At 72.6% G+C, this 19377-nt stretch carries 20 protein-coding genes and 1 pseudogene; 10 read left to right on the top strand and 11 right to left on the bottom strand.

The genetic code is table 11. The features are described from left to right. Positions 1–154 precede the first annotated feature (154 nt). On the bottom strand, positions 155–916 hold the full coding sequence (locus tag SSNG_RS23800) for an SDR family oxidoreductase (protein ID WP_007266457.1): 762 nt from the start codon (positions 914–916) through the stop codon (positions 155–157). 87 nt (positions 917–1003) lie between these two features. On the opposite strand from SSNG_RS23800, the gene SSNG_RS23805 reads away from it, so the two are divergent. After that, complete coding sequence (locus tag SSNG_RS23805) at positions 1004–1597, top strand: TetR/AcrR family transcriptional regulator (RefSeq protein ID WP_042801743.1); 594 nt, start codon at positions 1004–1006, stop codon at positions 1595–1597. 441 nt (positions 1598–2038) lie between these two features. Continuing rightward, complete coding sequence (locus SSNG_RS23810) at positions 2039–3508, top strand: PAS domain-containing sensor histidine kinase (protein ID WP_042801746.1); 1470 nt, start codon at positions 2039–2041, stop codon at positions 3506–3508. A 160-nt stretch (positions 3509–3668) separates the two neighbouring features. Here SSNG_RS23810 and SSNG_RS23815 read toward each other — a convergent pair whose 3' ends face one another. Continuing rightward, positions 3669–3926, bottom strand: a complete 258-nt coding sequence (locus SSNG_RS23815; protein ID WP_004937597.1) for a WhiB family transcriptional regulator — start codon at positions 3924–3926, stop codon at positions 3669–3671. Positions 3927–4246: 320 nt separating this feature from the next. Further along, complete coding sequence (locus tag SSNG_RS23820; protein ID WP_042804018.1) at positions 4247–5212, bottom strand: diacylglycerol kinase family protein; 966 nt, start codon at positions 5210–5212, stop codon at positions 4247–4249. Between the two features lie 84 nt (positions 5213–5296). On the opposite strand from SSNG_RS23820, the gene SSNG_RS23825 reads away from it, so the two are divergent. Continuing rightward, positions 5297–5740, top strand: a complete 444-nt coding sequence (locus tag SSNG_RS23825; protein ID WP_007266461.1) for a hypothetical protein — start codon at positions 5297–5299, stop codon at positions 5738–5740. A 53-nt stretch (positions 5741–5793) separates the two neighbouring features. On the opposite strand, the gene SSNG_RS23830 is transcribed toward SSNG_RS23825, so the two are convergent. From SSNG_RS23830 to SSNG_RS23840, 3 genes are all read right to left on the bottom strand, one after another. Next, entirely contained in the window at positions 5794–6747 is a 954-nt protein-coding gene (locus tag SSNG_RS23830; protein WP_063749905.1) for an RNA polymerase sigma factor SigF, read from the bottom strand. Positions 6748–6788: 41 nt separating this feature from the next. Then, on the bottom strand, positions 6789–7202 hold the full coding sequence (locus SSNG_RS23835; RefSeq protein WP_007266463.1) for an anti-sigma regulatory factor: 414 nt from the start codon (positions 7200–7202) through the stop codon (positions 6789–6791). A gap of 255 nt (positions 7203–7457) precedes the next feature. After that, positions 7458–7718, bottom strand: a complete 261-nt coding sequence (locus SSNG_RS23840) for a UBP-type zinc finger domain-containing protein (RefSeq protein WP_007266464.1) — start codon at positions 7716–7718, stop codon at positions 7458–7460. A 65-nt stretch (positions 7719–7783) separates the two neighbouring features. Here SSNG_RS23840 and SSNG_RS23845 point away from each other — a divergent pair, with 65 nt between their 5' ends. Beyond that, a complete protein-coding gene (locus SSNG_RS23845) occupies positions 7784–9367 on the top strand; it encodes a Na+/H+ antiporter (protein ID WP_007266465.1) in 1584 nt (527 codons plus the stop codon). A gap of 143 nt (positions 9368–9510) precedes the next feature. On the opposite strand, the gene SSNG_RS23850 is transcribed toward SSNG_RS23845, so the two are convergent. The 4 genes from SSNG_RS23850 to SSNG_RS23865 all read right to left on the bottom strand — a co-directional run bounded on the left by SSNG_RS23850 (position 9511) and on the right by SSNG_RS23865 (position 12943). Next, a complete protein-coding gene (locus SSNG_RS23850) occupies positions 9511–10404 on the bottom strand; it encodes a pyridoxal-phosphate dependent enzyme (RefSeq protein ID WP_007266466.1) in 894 nt (297 codons plus the stop codon). A gap of 69 nt (positions 10405–10473) precedes the next feature. Further along, positions 10474–11064 (bottom strand): N-acetylmuramoyl-L-alanine amidase, encoded by a 591-nt coding sequence (locus SSNG_RS23855; RefSeq protein ID WP_007266467.1) that lies wholly within the window; start codon positions 11062–11064, stop codon positions 10474–10476. A gap of 128 nt (positions 11065–11192) precedes the next feature. Then, positions 11193–12392, bottom strand: a complete 1200-nt coding sequence (locus tag SSNG_RS23860) for a globin domain-containing protein (protein WP_007266468.1) — start codon at positions 12390–12392, stop codon at positions 11193–11195. A gap of 101 nt (positions 12393–12493) precedes the next feature. Next, entirely contained in the window at positions 12494–12943 is a 450-nt protein-coding gene (locus SSNG_RS23865) for an Rrf2 family transcriptional regulator (protein ID WP_042801753.1), read from the bottom strand. Positions 12944–13166: 223 nt separating this feature from the next. On the opposite strand from SSNG_RS23865, the gene SSNG_RS23870 reads away from it, so the two are divergent. The 5 genes and pseudogenes from SSNG_RS23870 (at position 13167) to SSNG_RS23890 (ending at position 17389) form a co-directional block, all read left to right on the top strand. Further along, positions 13167–14576, top strand: a complete 1410-nt coding sequence (locus SSNG_RS23870; protein ID WP_007266470.1) for a family 2B encapsulin nanocompartment shell protein — start codon at positions 13167–13169, stop codon at positions 14574–14576. A 203-nt stretch (positions 14577–14779) separates the two neighbouring features. After that, positions 14780–15653 (top strand): annotated as a pseudogene (locus SSNG_RS23875) (polyprenyl synthetase family protein); the annotation flags it as partial. A 196-nt stretch (positions 15654–15849) separates the two neighbouring features. Beyond that, positions 15850–16443, top strand: coding sequence for a GNAT family N-acetyltransferase (locus SSNG_RS23880; protein WP_042801755.1), 594 nt, complete (start codon positions 15850–15852; stop codon positions 16441–16443). A 101-nt stretch (positions 16444–16544) separates the two neighbouring features. Beyond that, on the top strand, positions 16545–17129 hold the full coding sequence (locus SSNG_RS23885) for a dihydrofolate reductase family protein (protein WP_007266473.1): 585 nt from the start codon (positions 16545–16547) through the stop codon (positions 17127–17129). Positions 17130–17173: 44 nt separating this feature from the next. Further along, on the top strand, positions 17174–17389 hold the full coding sequence (locus SSNG_RS23890) for a hypothetical protein (RefSeq protein WP_007266474.1): 216 nt from the start codon (positions 17174–17176) through the stop codon (positions 17387–17389). Here the strand turns inward: SSNG_RS23890 and snpA are convergent. Then, on the bottom strand, positions 17386–18051 hold the full coding sequence (snpA, locus tag SSNG_RS23895) for a snapalysin (RefSeq protein ID WP_007266475.1): 666 nt from the start codon (positions 18049–18051) through the stop codon (positions 17386–17388). The two genes, SSNG_RS23890 and snpA, sit on opposite strands and share 4 nt — an antisense overlap. 224 nt (positions 18052–18275) lie before the next feature. On the opposite strand from snpA, the gene SSNG_RS23900 reads away from it, so the two are divergent. Beyond that, positions 18276–19208 carry a LysR family transcriptional regulator gene (locus tag SSNG_RS23900; RefSeq protein WP_042801759.1) on the top strand — a complete coding sequence of 311 codons (933 nt, stop codon included), beginning with the start codon at positions 18276–18278 and terminating at the stop codon, positions 19206–19208. Positions 19209–19377: the final 169 nt, after the last annotated feature.

The raw sequence follows: 19377 nt of genomic DNA on the forward strand, positions 1-19377 counted from the left end.
GCCCGCGCGGCGTTTGAGCGCACCGGGCGCGGAGCGCCCGGCTCTTCCAGCCCCGCCGGCGTTTGAGGCGCGGGGTCAGGGGCGGAGCCCCTGGGAACGGTGGAAGGGCGGGTAGGGGACCAGCCCCGCGCAGCGGCACCCCCCGCCCGGGCCGCTACAGCAGGGCCAGCTGGAGGCCGCCCGTGGCGGAGAGGTGCTGGCCGGTGAGCCAGCGGGAGTCCGGGGCGGCCAGGAAGGCCACCACGTCCGCGACCTCCTCCGGCGTGCCCACCCGGTTGAAGACCGACCGGGACGCGGCGTGCGCCCGGGCCGCCGGATCGGCCAGCCAGGCCGCGTTCAGGTCGGTCTCCGTGATGCCGGGGCCCACCGAGTTCACCGTGATCCCGCGCGGCGCGAGCGCGGCGGCCAGGGACACCGTCAGCGCGTTCACCGCGCCCTTGGCCATGACCGTGGCCAGGATCGCCGGCAGGGCGATGTCCGGGGTGCCGGTCACGTTCACGATCCGGCCCCCGTCCGCCAGCCGCTCCAGCCCGTGCTTGATCACGAAGAACGGAGCCCGCGCGTTGAGCGCCTGGACCCGCTCGTACGTCACCTCGTCCGTCTCCCCGATGCCCGCGAAGGCCGCCGCCCCGGCGTTGTTCACCAGGACGTCCACCCGCGCGGTGTGCGCCGGGTGGGCCTCGTACGCGGCCCACAGCGCCTGCGCGTCGCCCGGCACCCCGAGCTCCGCCCCGATGGCGAAGGCGCGGCCCCCGGCCGCCTCGATCGCCGCGACGGTCTCCTTCGCGGCCGCCTCGTCGTGCCCGTAGTGCACCGCGACCAGCGCCCCGTCCCGCGCCAGCCGTTCGGCGACGGCCCTCCCGATGCCCCGGCTGCCGCCCGTGACCAGTGCCGTCTTCCCCTTGAGCACGCCCATGACGCGCCCCCCCTCCATGATTCGGTAGCGGTCGCTACAGAAAGGGACCGTACCAGATTCAGTAGCGGCCGCTATAGAATGGCGTCCATGGTGACAGGACAGCGCGGCAGGCCCCGCTCCTTCGACCGGGCCGCCGCCCTCGACAAGGCGATGCTCACCTTCTGGGAGCAGGGCTACGAGACCACGTCCATCGCGGACCTGACCCGCAACCTGGGCATCGGCGCGCCCAGCCTCTACGCCGCCTTCGGCGACAAGCGCAAGCTCTTCGACGAGGTCGTGGTGGTCTACGGCAGCCGGTACGGGGACTTCGCGAGCGTGGCGCTCGCCGAGGAGCCCACCGCCGCCGCGGCCATCGGCCGCATCCTGCGGGAGGCCGCCGAGATCTACACCGACCCCGCCCACCCGCCGGGCTGCATGGTGATCAGCGCGGCCGCCAACACCACCTCGGAGGAGGTGGCCGCGGCCCTGCGCGAGCGCCGCAACGCCAACCTGGAGATGTTCGAGAGCCGCATCAGGGCCGACGTCGCGAGCGGCGAGCTGCCGGCCGGCACGGACGCGCGGGCGCTGGCACGCTTCGCCGGGGCGGTGCTCCAGGGGATGTCGCAGCAGTCGCGCGACGGGGCGACCCGGGAGGAGCTGGAGGCCGTCGCGGAGCGGGCGCTGCTGGCCTGGCCGCGATAGGCGAGGGCGGCGGGCAACGAGCAACGGGCGGCGGGCAACGGGCAACCGGAATCCGTACGGGAAATCCGCCGGGGGGAATCCGCACGAGAGGTGATTTCCTCTGGGCCACGGTGCAGGGCGGGACCCTCAACCCACCCGGCACCGTAGCCCGGAGTACTCACGGCCGTAGGGTGTGCGGTGCCCGGCGGCCGTTTGGGAGGTGAACCCGCGCGGTCAGGGCAGAACGCGCGGCCACCTCGATCCGTCCTCCTGTGCGGGGAGGGCGGAAGCATGAAACCAATTGTGGACTAGACCAATCTGTCCTGTCCATCCAAGTGCGGGGACTACTGACCCGTCACTTCCTCCAACAGTACGCGGACTCTGGCCTTCCTGGATACTCCTGAGTATTCGTGGTGGGGAAAGTCATCCCCGTACCCGGGGTACGCTCGCAAGGTGCCCTCCATGAACGACCTCGTACGCCAGCACACCGCTCTCGGTGAAACCGACCTGGAGTGGTTGCACCTGCTGGTCTCGGAGTGGCAGCTGCTCTCCGACCTCTCCTTCGCCGACCTCGTGCTCTGGGTCCCCACCCTCGACGGGTCCCGCTACGTGTCCGTGGCGCAGATGCGGCCCAACACCGGCCCCACCTCCTACCAGGACGACATGGTCGGCCACCTGGTCCCGCGCGGCCGCCGCCCGCTGCTGGACGCGGCCCTCGACGAGGGCCGCATCGTGCGCGAGGGCGACCCGGAGTGGCGCGAGGAGGTGCCGGTCCGCGTCGAGTCGATCCCCGTCCGCCGCGAGGGCCGAGTCCTCGGGGTGATCGCCCGGAACACCAACCTGCTCACTGTGCGTACACCGAGCCGGCTGGAGCTGACCTACCTCCAGTCCGCCTCCGACCTCGCCCAGATGATCGCCGCGGGCGCCTTCCCCTTCCCGGGGCAGCAGGTCGACATGGACGCCTCCCCGCGCGTTGGCGACGGCCTGATCCGCCTCGACGCCGACGGCGTGGTGACCTACGCGTCCCCGAACGCGCTCTCCGCCTACCACCGCCTCGGCCTCGCCGCCGATCTGGTCGGCCAGCACCTCGGCACCACCACCGCCGAACTGGCCCCCTCCCGGGGCCCGGTGGACGAGGCCCTCGTCAAGCTCGCCAGCGGCTGGGCGCCGCGCGAGACCGAGGTCGAGGGCAACGGCGGCGTCATCCAGCTGCGCGCCATCCCGCTCAAGCCCAAGGGGACCCGCATCGGCTCCCTCGTCCTGTGCCGCGACGTCACCGAACTGCGCCGTCGCGAACGTGAACTGATCACCAAGGACGCCACCATCCGGGAGATCCACCACCGGGTGAAGAACAACCTCCAGACCGTGGCCGCACTCTTGCGGCTCCAGGGCCGCCGGATGGATTCGCCCCAGGCGCGCGAGGCGCTCAACGAGGCGGTGCGCCGCGTCGGTTCGATCGCGATCGTGCACGAGACCCTGTCCCAGAACCTCGACGAGCGGGTCGAGTTCGACGAGATCGCCGACCGGGTGATCGCGATGGTCGCCGAGATCTCGCCCGGCCGGGTGGAGTGCCGGCGCCTCGGCAGGTTCGGGATCCTGGACGCGGAGGTCGCCACTCCGCTGTCGATGGTGCTGACCGAGATCCTCCAGAACGCCCTGGAGCACGCCTTCACGCACGGGGAGGGCGGCACCGTGGAGGTGTCGGCCAGCCGCTCCGGCAGCGGCCGCAGCGACTCCCGGCTGCTGATCACCGTCGTCGACGACGGCTGCGGTCTGCCCGAGGGCTTCGACCCGCAGCGGGCGGGCAACCTCGGGCTGCAGATCGTCCGGACCCTCGTGGAGGGCGAGCTCGGCGGCACCTTCGACATGGTCCGGGCCGAGCCGCGCGGCACCCGGGTCGTCCTCGACATACCCGCCAGCCCGCAGAAGTAGGACGAACGGCCCGTCACCGAGAGTGACGGGCCGTTCGGTCGTACCGCGCTGGCAAAGCACTGAGCCCCGGACCGGGGGTTCCCGGTCCGGGGCTCAAGAGCACGTTGCTGAGCGCTTAATGGGGTGCTACGCGCTGCGGCTCGAGGCTCGAAAGTCGATGTCAGGCGGTGGCGTTACGCGCCCGATTGCGAGCGGCGCGGCGCTTCATGGCGCGGCGCTCGTCCTCGCTGAGACCGCCCCAGACGCCGGAGTCCTGGCCGGACTCGAGCGCCCACTGCAGGCACTGCTCCATGACGGGGCAACGGCGGCAGACGGCCTTGGCTTCCTCGATCTGCAGCAGCGCAGGACCGGTGTTGCCGATGGGGAAGAAGAGTTCCGGGTCTTCCTCGCGGCAAACGGCGTTGTGACGCCAGTCCATGGCTGCTCCATCTCCTTGTATTGCGGGCAGGTTGCTTGTGAATGTGAACGCTTTCACGAATCCCCCCGTGAGGGAAGGGCCGACGCCCAGTTGCCTGGTGCGGTCCGAAGATTCGTGGTGGGGTTCTGGCGCTCTGTGTGGGTGCCGGGTTCTGCGGGCTGTCCCGATCGCCATGTAGAGATTCGCAAACCTCGGACGGGGATACAACCCCTTCCGGAAAGTTTTTTTGGATTCGTCGGTGTCTACTAGGTCACAGCCCTAGTTCCTGGGGGTGGACTGGCGTGTAAACGTTCGACTGAAAGGACTTTGGGCCCTTCCACTCACACAATCACACGCAGTGCACGGCGTACGCCTGTGAACCGAACGCTGGTGCGCAGTCCGAGGTGATCTCCGTCCATCTGGAATGGGAGCGGAACCTTCGAATGCAAGGTGAAGTCCGTCAGATCGTGCAGAGACACCGCATGCTTGCCGTGCGGGCCGCGCTCAGGAGTCGAGGTCAGGAGCTGTGTCGCGTACCTGGCCACGGCCGGAGTTGACAAACGGTCGAGCGCCAATACGTCAAGTGCGGTATCGAACGACGCCTCCGGAGAGGCGTAAAGGGGCTTGTTCCCCAGATACGTCCAGGGCGAGGTGTTGCAGACTATCGACAGCACCAGATCCGTCACCGGATCCACGCCGGGCCGCTCCAGCGTGATCGTGCCGTGCCGCCGGTTGGGCTCCTCCCAGAACTGGCGCATCAGCTGCCGCACGTACAGCGCGTGGGTCGAACGCTTGCCGCGCTCGCGCTGCTGCTCGACCCGTCCCACCACGCCCGCGTCGAATCCGAAGCCGGCGCAGAAGGTGAACCAGCGCTCCGGCACCGACTCGTCCTCGGTCCCCGGGACGCCGGACGCCAGCCCCAGCCCGACCGTCCGCCTGCGCTTCTCCCGCAGCGCGTCCAGCAGGGCGCCCGTCGCCTCGACCGAGTCGTTCGGCAGCCCGAGCGCGCGGGCGAACACGTTCGTGGAACCGCCCGGGACCACGGCCAGCCCCGGCAGCCGCTCCGGATCGGGGCCCTCGTGCAGCAGTCCGTTGACCACCTCGTTGACGGTGCCGTCGCCGCCGAGCGCCACCACCAGGTCGACGCCCTCCCGCGCGGCCCTGCGCCCGAGGTCGCGGGCGTGCCCCCGGTACTCGGTGGTCACCGCCTCCAGCTTCATCTCGCTGGCCAGGGCGTGGGTCAGGACGTCGCGCGTGCGCGCACTGGTGGTCGTCGCTGCAGGGTTGGCCACGAGAAGAGCACGCATGGTCGCCAGAGTACCCACCCCTCCATATGCGGCCCATACCGGCCGTACCGTCCGGGCACCGCGGCGCGCGGCTACCCTGCTGGGGTGAGCAAGAAGCCGACCCCCCCAGCCCCCGCCGCCCCCGAGCCCGCAGCGCTGCCGGGCCGGCTGACCGCCGCCGCCGCGCTGACCGCGCTGGAGGGCCTGGCCCTGGCCGGGCTCGGCGTCTACATGCTGTTCGTCGGCATCGCCGGCGACCCCGACTCCCCGCAGCAGGCCGAGACCGGCGGGATCACCCTGCTCGCCCTCGCCGCGCTCCCGCTGATCGCGGCGCGCGGGCTGCGCCTGGGCCGCCGCTGGAGCCGCGGGCCGGCGCTGATCACCCAGCTGATGGCGCTGCCGGTGGCCTGGACCCTGTGGACCACCGGCGGGGCGATGACCGCAGCCGCCGCGGCCCTGGCCCTGGCGGCGGTGGCCGTCGCCGCGCTGCTGGTGAACCCGACCGCGACCGAGGCCCTGGGCATCGGCCCGGGCGAACAGACCCGGTAGCCGGGGGCCCGGCCGCGGCCGGGCCCTCCTCCACTCCTCCGCCGCCGTTCTTCCTACTCCTCGACGAGGAGCTTCTCCCGGAGCTGGGCCAGGGTGCGGGCCAGCAGCCGGGACACGTGCATCTGCGAGATGCCGACCTCCTGCGCGATCTGCGACTGGGTCATGTTCCCGAAGAAGCGCAGCAGCAGGATCCGCTTCTCCCGCGGCGGCAGTCCCTCCAGCAGCGGCTTGAGGGACTCCCGGTACTCGACGCCCTCCAGCGCCTCGTCCTCCGAGCCGAGGGTGTCCGCGACCGCCGGCGACTCGTCGTCGGTGTCCGGCACGTCCAGGGAGAGCGTGCTGTAGGCATTGGCCGACTCCAGCCCCTCCAGCACCTCCTCCTCGGAGATCCCCAGCCGCTCGGCCAGCTCGTGCACGGTCGGGGACCGGCCGTGCTGCTGGGACAGCTCCGCCGTGGCCGTGGTCAGCGAGAGCCGCAGCTCCTGAAGCCGCCGGGGCACGCGTACCGCCCAGCCCTTGTCGCGGAAGTGCCGCTTGATCTCGCCCACCACGGTGGGTGTGGCGTACGTGGAGAACTCGACCCCGCGGTCGGGGTCGAACCGGTCCACCGACTTGATCAGGCCGATGGTGGCGACCTGGGTCAGGTCGTCCAGCGGCTCGCCGCGGTTGCGGAACCGCCGCGCCAGGTGCTCGACCAGCGGCAGGTGCATCCGCACCAGCCGGTTGCGCAGCTCCGCCCGCTCGGGTGATCCCTCGGGCAGCCGGCGCAGCTCGAAGAACAGGGCCCGCGCGCCGCTGCGGTCCCGCGGATCCGGCACCGCCAGGGGCGCCTCCGGCACCTCCGGGGCCTGTGCCTCCGGGGGCTGTGGTTGGTCGTGCTGGTTCTCGCTCATAGGGCCCGCCCGTCGCTCCGCCGAGTCCAAAAAGCCGTCTTCCGCATCCGCGTCAGCCGGGTGCGGCCGGGCGTGCTGCTGCTCCGGGATGCCGCCGTCGACCTCGTGCCTCACCCGGGGCCGATCCCCGCCCCGCACCGGGATCTCCCCGCCGCTCACGCCGGGCCTGGCCCCGCGCCGCGCTGTTTGTAGAGGCTGATGCTCACTGTCTTGTTGTCCTCGACCGTCGCCTCGACCTTGCCGGCCAGGGCCGACAGGACCGTCCACGCGAACGTGTCGCGCTCCGGCGCCCGCCCGTCCGTGGTCGGGGCGGAGACGGTCACTTCCAGCGAATCGTCGATCAACCGGAAGACGCAGCTGAGGACGGAGCCCGGCACGGCCTGCTGGAGCAGGATCGCGCAGGCCTCGTCCACCGCGATGCGGAGGTCCTCGATCTCGTCGAGGGTGAAGTCCAAACGTGCCGCGAGACCGGCCGTGGCCGTTCGCAGCACCGACAGGTAGGCACCCGCAGCCGGCAGCCGGACTTCCACGAAGTCCTGGGTCCCGGGCTCGCCTGCGATCTGGGACACCCTCACCTCCAAGGTGGTACGAGCTCTGTTCGCCGGTGACGCTATCGCGATCCGGGCGATCGTGTCGCGGCACCCCTCATGGCGCCCGCTGGAGCGACCGGGCCGACCCCGCCACGTGCGGTGACTGATGGTAGGCCCATGAGTACGCACAGTGGCTAGGGGTCTGCGGGCCCAATTCGGGGGAACCGGCGGAGGGTTGACCTACCCCGCTGCCGCCGATCGAACCTTCGGCCTTTCACGGTCGAGGAGAGGTCCTCAGACGATGGAACCGTCGACGAAGCACCAGCGCCAGGTTTCGCCCGGTTCGAAGCTCCGCATCACCGGGTGGCCGCTCTCCTGGTGGTGCGCGGTGGCGTGCCGGTGCGGGGAGGAGTCGCAGCACCCCACGAACCCGCAGCCGAGGCACATGCGCAGCTGGACCGGATGGCTGCCGAGGACTTCGCATTCAGGGCAGGTCAACGCACGCGGGACCGGTTCGGGGCGCGGCAGTTCGGCAACGTGGGTGCACTCGCTCATGATGGCCAGGTTACGGCCGGGGTGCGGGCGCGACGACGGTGACGACGGATGGGGATGGATCTTCGATGGAGGTATTGCCGCTGGTGGCGCTGGTCGCCGGGAGCGCCGCCGTGGCGGGCGTCGCCCGGCGCACGCCCGTACCGGCTCCGCTGCTGCTGGTCGCAGCGGGCCTGATCGCAGCGTACGTGCCGGGGGTGCCCTCGTACGCCCTCGACCCGCACATCGTGCTGCCGCTGCTGCTCCCGCCGCTGCTGCACACGGCGGCGGTGGACAGCTCGTACCTGGACCTGCGGGCCAACGTACGGCCGATCGCGCTGCTGTCGGTGGGCTACGTGCTCTTCGCGACGCTCGCCGTCGGCTACGCCGCCTACCTGGTGGTGCCGGGGCTGACGCTGCCCGTGGCGCTGGTGCTGGGCGCGGTCGTCGCGCCGCCGGACGCGGTCGCGGCGACGGCCATCGCCCGGCGGCTGGGGCTGCCGAACCGGATCACGACGATCCTGCAGGGCGAGTCCCTGGTGAACGACGCCACCGCCATCACCGCCTACAAGGTGGCGCTGGCCGCGGCGGTCGGCGTGGGCGCCGGCTGGGCGGGCGGGGTCGCGGAGTTCCTGCTGGCGTCGGTCGGCGGGGTCGGGGTGGGCCTGCTGCTGATGGTCCCCATCCACTGGCTGCGCAAGCGGCTGCGGGAGCCGCTGCTGCAGAACACGCTGTCGCTGCTCATCCCGTTCGTGGCGTACGCGGCGGCGGAGCGGGTGCACGCGTCGGGGGTGCTGGCCGTGGTGGTCGTCGGGCTGTACCTCGGCCACCGCAACTGGCAGGTCGACTTCGCGACGCGGCTCCAGGAGGAGGCCGTGTGGAAGGTGGTCGCCTTCGTACTGGAGTCGGTGGTCTTCGCGCTGATCGGGCTCCAGCTGCCGGTGGTCCTGAAGGGGCTGGGGGAGTACGAGGGGGCGGTCGCGGCCTGGTACGCCGTCGCGGTGTTCCTCGCGGTGGTGGCGGCGCGGTTCGTGTGGGTGTTCCCGGCGACCTTCGTGCCGAGGTGGGTGTCGGAGCGGATCCGCCACCGGGAGCCGGAGACGGACTGGAAGTCCCCGGCGGTCGTGGGGTGGGCCGGGATGCGCGGGGTCGTCTCGCTGGCGATCGCGTTCTCCGTGCCGATGGAGGTGCCGCACCGGAACCTGATCCTGTTCCTCACCTTCACGACCGTCATCGGCACGCTCGTCGTCCAGGGCCTGACCCTGCCGCCCCTGATCCGGCTGCTGAAGCTGCCGCCCCGGGACCTGCAGGCGGAGACCCTCGCGGAGGCGCAGGCGCAGAGCGAGGCCTCGCGGGCGGCGGAGGAGCGGCTGACGGAGCTGCTGGAGCGGCCGGAGAACAGCACCCTGCCGCCGCCGCTGGCGGACCGGCTGCGGACGGTCCTGGAACGCCGCCGCAACGCGGTGTGGGAGCGGCTGGGCGAGGTCAACCCGGTGACGGGGGAGTCGGCGGACGACGTCTACCGGCGGCTGGCCCGGGACATGATCGAGGCCGAACGGGAGGTCTTCGTCTCCCTCCGCGACCGGCGCCGCATCGACGACGAGATGCTGCGCGCGCTGCTGCGCCGGCTGGACCTGGAGGAGGCCGCGGCCTACCGGGAGGAGTCCGGCTGACCCCGGCCGGGCGGATCCGGCCTCGCCTGGGGGCACCTCCCAGCGGTAGCTGGGGGAGTGTGAGGCGCGGGCCCGGGCAGCGCCCGGGGAACGGGCGAAGGGCGGGCAGGGGACTCGCCCCGCGCAGCGGTCCGCGGGCGGGGCTACGGGTGGCCCGTGATGACGGCCGTCACGGTCGTTCCCCGGGGGAAGGCGGCGGACGCCGTCAGGGCGTGCAGCGCCCAGAGGAGCTTGGCGACGTAGATCCGCTCCACCGGGAGCCCGTGGCGGGACTCGAAGTCGGCGGCGAAGGCGTCGAGGGGGGCCGGGACGCGGGCGTAGCCCCCGTGGTCGAAGCCCTCCGCCAGGGTCCAGTCGCCGGCCGGGCCGCCGAAGGCCGCCGCCTGGAGGGAACGTATCTCCGCGCCGAGGAAGCCCCCGGCCAGGACCGGTACGCCCAGGGCCCGCTGGCCGGGTGCGAGTCCGGCCGCGAGTCCGGCCAGGGTGCCGCCCGTACCGCAGGCCACCGCCACCACGTCGGACGCCCCGCGCAGCTCGTGGCCCAGTTCCGCGCAGCCGGTGAGGGCGAGGGCGTTGCTGCCGCCCTCGGGGACCACGTACGCCCCCGCCGCCCCGGCGGCGGCCAGCAGGCGGTCCCGGGTGTCCGGGTCGGCCTTGCGGCGGTACTCGGAGCGGGTGGCGAAGTGCAGTCGCATGCCGTCGGCGGCGCAGCGGGCGAGGGAGTCGTTGAGGGGGCGTCCGGCCAGCTCGTCGCCCCGGACGATGCCGACCGTCTCCAGGCCGAGCAGCCGTCCGGCGGCCGCGGTGGCCCGGAGGTGGTTGGAGTAGGCCCCGCCGAAGGTGGCGAGCCGACCGTGGCCGGCTTCCAGCGCTGCCCGGAGGTTCGGCGCGAGCTTGCGCCATTTGTTGCCGGGCAGCTCCGGGTGGACCAGGTCGTCCCGCTTGAGCAGCAGTCGTACCCCGTGCGCGGCGAAGCGTTCGTCGGCCGCCTCGACGAGGGGGGACGGCGGGCGGGGGCGCAGTTCGGGGTGGGTCACCAGCCCATTGTCAGGGCAGGTGCGGGAGCGGGCCGGGGCGGTGTCCCGGGCGGGACGGCCGGGCCGCGGTCACTTGAGGCGGTCGGCGACGCGGTCGCGCAGCCAGTCCATGGTGAAGCCCGTGGGGTCGATCTTGCCGGGCTGCCATTCGCGGTGGCCGAGGACCGAGCGGGCGCCCCAGCCGTGGACCCGGCAGACGGCGGCGGCCGCGCGGGCGATGGCGTCGAGCTGGGCGGGCGGCCAGGGGTCCTCGCCGTCGCCGAGGTTCTCGCACTCGAAGCCGTAGAAGTACCGGTTGCCGTCGGTGTCGGCGTGGTGGTCCGGCGGCAGCCGCTTCTCGGCGATCACGGCCGCCAGGACGTCGGAGTCGCCGGCGCCGGCGTGGTTGGTGCGGCCGTAGCCGACGAGGTGGACCCGGCCGTCCTTGGCGATGACGCCGTGGCAGAGGGGGCCGGGCAGGGCGGAGTCGCCGTCGCGGCAGAGCTCCACGGTGTACGCGGTGTCGCTCTTGACGGTGTGGTGTATCTTCATCCCTTGCTCCGGTCCCCTGGGGCCCTTGTGGTTGCGGTTGCGGGTGCGCCAGGCGCCGACCTCCACGACGGTCAGGCCTTCGGCGCGCAGCGCCTGGATGAATCGGTCAGCGGACATGGGTGCGGCCATGGCCGCCTCCTTTCACCGTGTGTGTTCGTTCGGTTACTTAACGGTGTAGTGGAGGCGGCCCTTCCGGGGCTAGGGCGTCTTTCGGCCAGTCGTCGCGCCGGGGCGGGGCGGCGCGCCCGTGTCCGACGTCACGCCGAGGCCAGCCACAGGTCCGGTCCGAAGACCTCGTAGTGGATGTCGGAGGCCGGGACGCCCTTGGCGATCAGCTGGGCGCGCACCGACCGCATGAAGGGGAGCGGCCCGCACAGGTACGCCCTGGTGCCGGGGGCGACCGGGACGGCGGTGAGGTCGACGAGGCCGGTGCAGTCGCCGGCCTCGGCCGCGGACTCGTACCAGAAGCGGGCCGTCGCGTCGGAGAGCTTGTGGGTCAGGGCGCGGTGGTCCGTGCGCAGGGCGTGGTCGGCGGGGCTGCGGTCGGCGTGCACCACGGTGACCCGGCCGGTGTGCCCGGTTTCGGCCAGGTGTTCCAGCATCGACAGCATCGGGGTGCAGCCGATGCCCGCCGAGGCGAGCAGTACGGGCGAGTCCGGGTCCTGGAGCACCAGGTCCCCGTACGGGGCGGAGACGCGCAGGGTGTCGCCGGTGCGGACCCGGGCGTGCAGGTGGTGGGAGACCTCGCCGTCGGGGCCGCCGCCGGCGGCCGGGCCGTGGACCCGCTTGACGGTGATGGCGCGGACGGGGGAGCCGGGGGAGCTGGAGAGGCTGTACTGGCGGATCTGGCGGGCGCCGTCGGGGAGTTCGACCTGGACGGAGACGTACTGGCCGGGCTTGAAGCCGGGGGCGGGGGCGCCGTCGGCGGGGACCAGGTGGAAGGTGGTGCAGTCGGCCGTCTCCTCGACCCGCGCGGTCACCGTCCACTCCCGCCAGACGTCCCCGGCGAGCACCTGCCGCTCGGCGTAGAGCCGCTCCTCGGCGGCGATCAGCGCGTTCGCCATCAGCCAGTACACCTCGTCCCAGGCTTCGGCGACCTCGGGCGTGACGGCCTCGCCGAGGACCTCCGCCATGGCCTCGAAGAGGTGCCGGTGGACGACCGGGTACTGCTCGCGGGTGACGCCGAGCGAGGCGTGCTTGTGGGCGATGCGGCTCAGCATCACGTCGGGGCGGGTGTCCGGGTGTTCCAGGAGGTGGGTCGCGAAGGCGGCGACGGAGCCCGCGAGGGCCTGCTTCTGGAGTCCGGCGCTCTGGTTGCCCCGGTTGAACAGGTCCCGGAGCAGGGCCGGATGGGCTGCGAAGAGCTTCGCGTAGAACAGCTCCGTGATGTCCGTGATGGCGGCCCCGACGGCGGGCAGGGTGGCGCGTACGGTCGCGGTCGACTTCTCCGACAGCATGGCGGCTCCTCGTTTAATTGGTATGCCGAATGCGTATTAAAGGGCTCGGGGTCGCCCGCCGCCATGCGGAGATCCGTTCGAGGGCGGGCCGGGGGGCGTGGTCAATCGGCCACTCGGCCGCCGCCGCTCGAAATGCCCAGCAGCAGGGGCCCCGTGGGGGCCGCCACCAGCTCGTTCACCGTGAGCGGGTCCAGCGCGGCGAAGAACGCCTCCTGGGCCCGGCGCAGCGCGCCGCGCAGGACGCAGGCCCCGCGCAGCGGGCACGGGCTGGCGCCGTCGCAGTCCACGACGTCGCCCGCGCCCTCCAGCTCGCGCACCACCCCGCCCACCGACGCGGTGCGCCCGGCGGCGGTGAGCGCGAGCCCGCCGCCGCGGCCGCGACGGGCCTCGACCAGTCCGAGATGCTGCAGCCTGGCGACCACCTTGGCGGTGTGGGTGTACGGGACCTCCATGGTCGCCGCCACCTCGCGGGTGGTGGGGAGGTCCGTGTCCTCGACGGCCAGGCGCATGAGCACGCGCAGCGCCAGGTCCGTGAATCGCGTCAGCCGCATGACCGCCAGCGTAGAAAACTGGCATCACAGATACAAATTAGGGGCGGCGGGCGTGCGAGATGGCCGAAACGGGTGAGGTCCCGGGGAGGAAACGTGAAGCAGTTGAACCTTTGAGCATGCCCCGGCCCGTCGGCACCAGTCCCACCCGTTCGTGTAGTGGCCCGGCCGCGCAGCGCACTGGAAGGCTTCCGTCGCACATCACGGAGTGACCGGAAGGAAACACATGTCGGTCCAGGCAGGTTCCGAAGCCGAAACCCGGACACCGCAGAGCAGTCTCGGGACGGCGGCCGCGCGGAACTTGGCAACCACGACCAAGTCCGCGCCGCAGATGCAGGAGATCACCTCCCGGTGGCTGCTGAAGGCCCTCCCCTGGGTCCCGGTGCAGGGCGGGACCTACCGGGTCAACCGCCGCCTCAGCCACACCGTCGGCAACGGCGTCGTCGAGTTCGTCAAGACCGGCTCCCGCGTCCAGGTCATCCCGGCCGAGCTCGGCGAGCTGCCGCTGCTGCGCGACTACGACGACGCGGAGGTCCTCACCGAACTCGCCGGCCGCTGCCGCCAGGTCGACTTCGAGGCCGGACAGGAGCTGACCTCCTTCGGCAGCCCCTCCGACGAGGTCTTCCTGCTCGCCCACGGCCGCGTCGAACAGATCGGCCCCGGCCCCTACGGCGAGGACGCGGTCCTGCGCACCGTCGCCGACGGCGCCTACTTCGGCGAGGCCTCCCTCACCGACGACGCGGCGATCTGGGAGTACACCGCCCGCGCCGCCACCCCCGGTACGGCGCTCGTGCTGTCCCGCGAGGACTTCCGGCTCCTCGCAGACCGGGCCGACTCGCTGCGCGCCCACGTGGACCGCGTACGCACCCGGCCGGAGCGGCCCACCAACCCGTACGGCGAGGCCGCGATCGAGCTCTCCGCCGGCCACGTCGGCGAGGCCGTCCTCCCCCGCGCCTTCGCCGACTACGAACCCCGCCCGCGCGAGTACGAGCTCTCCATTGCACAAACGGTCCTGCGCGTCCACACCCGCGTCGCCGACCTCTACAACCACCCGATGAACCAGACCGAGCAGCAGCTGCGGCTCACGGTCGAGGCGCTCCGCGAGCGCCAGGAGCACGAGATGCTCAACAACCCGGAGTTCGGCCTGCTCCACAACGCCGACTACGACCAGCGCATCCAGCCGCACGACGGCGCGCCCACCCCGGACGACTTCGACGCCCTGCTCGGCATGCGGCGCGACTCCAAGCTGTTCCTCGCGCACCCCGAGGCCATCGCCGCCTTCGGCCGCGAGTGCAACAGGCGCGGGCTCTACCCCGAGACGGTCGACGTCGCCGGCACCCGGGTGACGGCCTGGCGGGGCGTGCCGATCTTCCCGTCCACCAAGATCCCCGTCACCGCGGCCCGTACGACCTCCATCCTGTGCATGCGCACCGGCGAGGAGGAGCAGGGCGTCATCGGCCTCCACCAGCCCGGCATCCCCGACGAGATCGAGCCGAGCACGTCCGTGCGCTTCATGGGGATCAACGACCAGGCGATCATCTCCTACCTGGTCACCGCCTACTTCTCCGCCGCCGTCCTGGTGCCGGACGCGCTCGGCGTCCTGGAGAACGTCGAGATCGGCCGCTGGGACCGGTGACCGCCGACACCGCCGGCGCCGTCGTCACGGGCGAGGGGCAGGATAGCTGGCGGCTCCTGCTGGAAAGAGACGAGGGAAAACGGGTCGACCCTGAAACTTCCGCCGGCGCCGTCGAGGGCCCTGCCTCGCCGGCGATGCGTCGGGATTGCTGGATGTACCTACTTTCGGCCTGGGATCGGCTGAGAACGGCGGTCCCTCGTCGTTCTGGGGCGTCGACAAGGGCCATCCGGCCCCGCGCTCGTGCTCGTTTCGGCGCGGGCCCTGGGAGCGCCCGCGGAGGCCGTCCGGGGCGCCGTACGGGCGGCGGCGGCCGTGGAGCTCGCGCACAACTTCACGCTGCTGCACGACGACATCATCGACCGGGACGTCCGCCGCCGCGGGCGGCCCACCGCCTGGACCGTCTTCGGCACCCCGCACGCGATCCTCGCGGGCGACGCCATGATGGCGCTCGCGCTGCGGCTGCTCGCCGAGGACCCGCACCCGGCCTCGGCACGGGCCTCGGCCCGGCTCGCGGCCTGCGTCGTCGAGCTGTGCGAGGGGCAGCAGGCGGACTGCGCCTTCGAGGAGCGCGCGCACGTCTCGCTCGACGAGTGCCTGACCATGGCGGCGGCCAAGACCGGGGCCCTCCTGGGCTGCGCGTGCGCGCTGGGCGCCCTGTACGCGGGCGCCGGGCCGGAGGAGGTCGAGGCCGTGGACGCCTTCGGGCGGGAGGCGGGGCTGGCCTTCCAGCTGATCGACGACCTGATCGGCATCTGGGGCGACCCCGGGCACACCGGCAAGCCCGCAGGGGCCGATCTGCTCGCCCGCAAGAAGTCCCTCCCGGTCGTGGCCGCCCTCACCTCGGGCACGGAGGCCGGGGAGGAGCTGGCGCTCCTGTACGCGGGCCCGCTGAAGGAGGACGACGTGTCCCGCGCCGCCCGGGCGGTGGAGCGGGCCGGCGGCCGCGACTGGGCGCAGGCCCATGCCGCCGACCGGATGGGCCGGGCGGTGCAGGAGCTGTCCCGGGCGGTGCCCGACCTCGCGGCGGCGGGCGGGCTGCTGGCGCTCGCGGAGTTCGTGACGCGGCGCACCCGGTAGCGGCCGGCGGGCTCGGTCCGGTACCGCGGGATGGTCGGTCCGGTACCGCGGGGCGGTCGGTCCGGTGCTGCGGAGCGGTCTGTTCCGGCGCTGCGGGGCGCCGGAACAGGCCTTTCCGCGGGCGGGCGGCGGCAGTCGTGCGGGGCAACTCTAGGATCACTCGCGGTAGTTGACCTGTGAGTGAAGGGTGTCACCCGTGGTGCTGGAGATACGTCAGGCGGATCAGTCGGACCGGGACGCGGTCGCGCGCCTGCTGGACGAGGCCTTCCGCGAGGACCCGGTGAGCAGCTGGGTCTTCCCGGACCCGGAGCACCGGGCCGCCGTGCACGGCAGGTTCCTCGGGGTCTTCGTGGACGTCGCGCTGGCCGAGGGCCGGATCGACTACGCGGCGGACGGCTCGGCGGCGGCGCTGTGGCTGCGCATTCCGGCGGGGGAGCCGGAGGGGGAGGACGAGATCCCGGCGAAGATGCGGGCGGTCGCCGACCCGGACAACGAGCGGTGCGAGCTGGTCGGCCGGCTCACCGGGGAGGTGCACCCCACCTCCGAGGAGCACGAGTACCTGCTCATGATCGCGGTCGCGCCCGGGCGGCAGGGCGAGGGGCTGGGCACGGAGCTGATGCGGCCGGTACTGGAGCGCTGCGACCGGGAGGGGCTCCCGGCGTACCTGGAGGCGAGCAGCGAGCGCAGCAAGGGGTTGTACGAGCGGCTCGGGTGGGAGTTCACGGGTGAGGCGGTCCGGCTGCCGGAGGGGCCGCTGATGTGGCCGATGTGGCGCAAGCCGCGGGGCTGAACGGGCACCCCCGGAAATAGGGGGTTGGCAAAGTACTTCAAGCGAAGTACTTTCATTGACGTGCCCCGGAGCGGCGGCACCCCCGAACGGAAGAGAATCGCTTGCGCAAGCTCACGTACTTCATCGCCACCACCGTCGACGGCTTCATCGGGGCCCCGGACGGCGATGCCGATTTCATCTACAGCTACGTCGACCCGGAGTTCATCGGCCTCCTGACGGCCGAGTACCCGGAGACGATCTCCAGCGCCGGACGCAAGCAGCTCGGCATCGAGGACGCCGCGCCCAAGCGCTTCGACGCGGTGATCATGGGCCGCAACACCTACGAGCCCGGCCTCAGGGCGGGCATGCCCAGCCCCTACGGCCACATGCGCGAGCAGTACGTCGTCTCCCGCAGCCTCACCACCCCGCCGGACCCCGAGGTCCGGCTGATCAGCGGCGACCTCGTCGCCCGGGTGCGGGAGATGAAGGCGCGGGACGGGCTCGGCATCTGGCTGTGCGGCGGAGCCGACCTCGCGGCCCAGCTGGCGGACGAGATCGACGAGTACGTCGTCAAGACCTACCCCGTCGTCGTCGGCACCGGCATGCCGATGTCCCGCGCCGGGTTCGGCGTGCGCCCCCTGGAGCTCACCGGGTGCACCGCCCTCGGCGGCGGCCAGGTCGTCACCTCGTACGACGTCAAGCGCTGACGCCGGCCGCGCCACAACGCGCGAAACCGGCCTACCGTGGAGGTATGGCCGGTGAACAGCAGCAGCACGAGCGCGGGACGGTCGCCCCGCGGGCCGGACACGAGCAGCAGACGTGTCCGGCCTGCGGGCGTGCCGTGGAGACGGTGCTCCGACGGCGCAAGTCCCTGGGGATCTTCGTCCCCGAATGGAGTCCGGGTCCCTGCCGGAACCCGGACTGTGCCCTCTACGTCCCCGTCGGTGACCGCGGGGGCGACCCCTAGCCCTTGGCGTCCAGACCCGAGGCGACCAGCCCGTTGGCCCACAGCTGGTTGACGCGCGAGCGCTCGGTGCTGTTCGGGTAGGCGTTGGTGCACGAGGTGCCCGGGCCGCCGCCCGACATCAGCTCGCTGCACGGACCCGAGTAGTGGTCCGGCAGGCCCAGCACGTGACCGGTCTCGTGCGCCGTCACGCGGGTGGAGTCGTACTGCTGGTTCTGCCGGTAGTCCAGGAAGATGTAGCCCCGGCCGTGCCCGTCCGTGCTCGCGTACGAGCCGCGCGAGTCGTTGCCCTCGCGGTACGAGAAGTTCCCGCCCGAGGACACCTCCTGGAGCTTCACGTTGCTGACCGAGCCGTTCCAGATGCGGGTGGAGTTGGCTATCTGGGTACGGAAGCTCGGCGCGTTGCGGGTGTTGTAGGTGACGGTGACGGCCAGCGCGCCCGGGTTGGCGGCCCGCTGCTCGGCGACCGACCGCTTCACGGCCTCGAAGAAGGCCCGCGTGGCGGCGTCGTTCTCCGCCGAACGCTCGTACGCGGCATAGCTCGCCGGGCTGCCGGCGGGGGAGGCGGTCGCGGCCCCGGCGGTGGGGACGACACCGCCGAGGGCGGCGGCGACACCGAGTCCGACGGCGGCGGCGGACAGCATGTTCCTGCGGGAGTGGCGCATGTGGGGGGCTCCTACTCGGCTGGTGCGGTGGGGGGTGGATGGGTCGTCCGGTACCGGAGTCTGCGGGAGCCGATGGGGCCTGCGGATGATGTCAGAGCCCGATAGCGCGGAGCTATCGGGCGGGTTTCGGCAAGATGCACCTTGGTCAACTGGCGTGAGAATGGCGGGATTCGGGGGGCTATCGGCGGCTGGTGCGGCACGCGGGGCCCGCCTACCCTCGGGTCATGGAGCTCGAGGTGAGGCACCTGCGCGCACTGTGCGCCATCGAGGACGCCGGCAGTCTGCACAAGGCCGCCCGGCAACTCGGCGTGAGCCAGCCCTCCCTGACGACGCAGCTGCGCCGGATCGAACGCGCCCTGGACGGCGAGCTGTTCCTGCGCGAGCGGACCGGCTGCCGGCCCACCCCCTTCGGACGCACCGTGCTGGGGCGGGCGCGGCCGCTGCTCGCGGACATGGCCGCACTGGTCGCCGAGGCGCGGGCGGCGGCGAACGGGCCGCGGCTGCGCATCGGTTCGACCGCGAGCCGGGCCCTGCCGGGCTGGCTGCGCCGGCTGCACCGGCGCGCACCGGAGAGGGAGACCTCGCTGGTGGTCGACGTCTCGGCGAACGCGCTGCTGCGGATGACGGCGGGCGGCCAGCTGGACGTGGCGTTCGTGCACGAGGTGGAGGGCAGCCCGCTGCGGGTGCCGGACGGGCTGGAACTGCGGGTGCTGATGGATCGGGAGCCGCAGTTCGTGTCCATGAGCCGGGACCATCCCGCCGCGCGGTCGCCCGTGGTGGCGTTAGAGGACCTGGCCGGGGACCGCTGGACGGTGGACCCCTCGGTCGACGGTGAGTGGGACGGCCTGCGGCGGGTCTTCGCGGGGGCCGGCGTCGACCCGCCCGTGCTGCACGCCGACTACCACACGGCGACCTCGCTGATCGTTTCCGGCGAGGCGGTGGCGCCGTGCCAGCCGACGTCCGGGCCGCGGGACGACATGGCCATCCGGCCGCTGTCGGGGGACCCGCTGGCGGTGCGGCTGCTCCTCGCGACGCGGCCTGGGGAGCACGCGGAGGTCTTCGAGGACCTCCGCGCGGCCTACCGCGAAGCCGCCCTCCGCACCCCGCCGTACCGGGCGTGGCTCCGCCGGAGCGGAAGCCCGCTGCTGGTGGCGTAGCCCTTGCCCTTGCCCTGGCTGGGCATCCCGCAGTCCGCGCGCCCCGGCGCCGTAACCCTGGCCGGGCGCGTTCGCCGCCTGCGGGCCGTGCGCCGCTGCGCGGGGCGAGGGTCCCCTACCCGCCCTTCCCCCGTTCCCCGGGGCCGCGCCCCGGACCCCCTTCCTGGGG

It is taken from the genome of Streptomyces sp. C (genome assembly GCF_000158895.1).
Taxonomy (GTDB): Bacteria; Actinomycetota; Actinomycetes; order Streptomycetales; family Streptomycetaceae; genus Streptomyces; species Streptomyces racemochromogenes.

What these genes read in the sequence shown, in the direction of transcription:
- SSNG_RS23840 (WP_007266464.1), bottom strand. Translation starts at nt 7,718, where the DNA reads ATGAGCGAGTGCACCCACGTTGCCGAACTGCCGCGCCCCGAACCGGTC.
- SSNG_RS23865 (WP_042801753.1), bottom strand. Translation starts at nt 12,943, where the DNA reads ATGCGGCTGACGCGATTCACGGACCTGGCGCTGCGCGTGCTCATGCGC.
- SSNG_RS23890 (WP_007266474.1), top strand. Translation starts at nt 17,174, where the DNA reads ATGGCCGGTGAACAGCAGCAGCACGAGCGCGGGACGGTCGCCCCGCGG.
- SSNG_RS23810 (WP_042801746.1), top strand. Translation starts at nt 2,039, where the DNA reads ATGAACGACCTCGTACGCCAGCACACCGCTCTCGGTGAAACCGACCTG.
- SSNG_RS23845 (WP_007266465.1), top strand. Translation starts at nt 7,784, where the DNA reads ATGGAGGTATTGCCGCTGGTGGCGCTGGTCGCCGGGAGCGCCGCCGTG.
- SSNG_RS23805 (WP_042801743.1), top strand. Translation starts at nt 1,004, where the DNA reads ATGGTGACAGGACAGCGCGGCAGGCCCCGCTCCTTCGACCGGGCCGCC.
- SSNG_RS23860 (WP_007266468.1), bottom strand. Translation starts at nt 12,392, where the DNA reads ATGCTGTCGGAGAAGTCGACCGCGACCGTACGCGCCACCCTGCCCGCC.
- SSNG_RS23800 (WP_007266457.1), bottom strand. Translation starts at nt 916, where the DNA reads ATGGGCGTGCTCAAGGGGAAGACGGCACTGGTCACGGGCGGCAGCCGG.
- snpA (WP_007266475.1), bottom strand. Translation starts at nt 18,051, where the DNA reads ATGCGCCACTCCCGCAGGAACATGCTGTCCGCCGCCGCCGTCGGACTC.
- SSNG_RS23820 (WP_042804018.1), bottom strand. Translation starts at nt 5,212, where the DNA reads ATGCGTGCTCTTCTCGTGGCCAACCCTGCAGCGACGACCACCAGTGCG.
- SSNG_RS23900 (WP_042801759.1), top strand. Translation starts at nt 18,276, where the DNA reads ATGGAGCTCGAGGTGAGGCACCTGCGCGCACTGTGCGCCATCGAGGAC.
- SSNG_RS23855 (WP_007266467.1), bottom strand. Translation starts at nt 11,064, where the DNA reads ATGGCCGCACCCATGTCCGCTGACCGATTCATCCAGGCGCTGCGCGCC.
- SSNG_RS23870 (WP_007266470.1), top strand. Translation starts at nt 13,167, where the DNA reads ATGTCGGTCCAGGCAGGTTCCGAAGCCGAAACCCGGACACCGCAGAGC.
- SSNG_RS23815 (WP_004937597.1), bottom strand. Translation starts at nt 3,926, where the DNA reads ATGGACTGGCGTCACAACGCCGTTTGCCGCGAGGAAGACCCGGAACTC.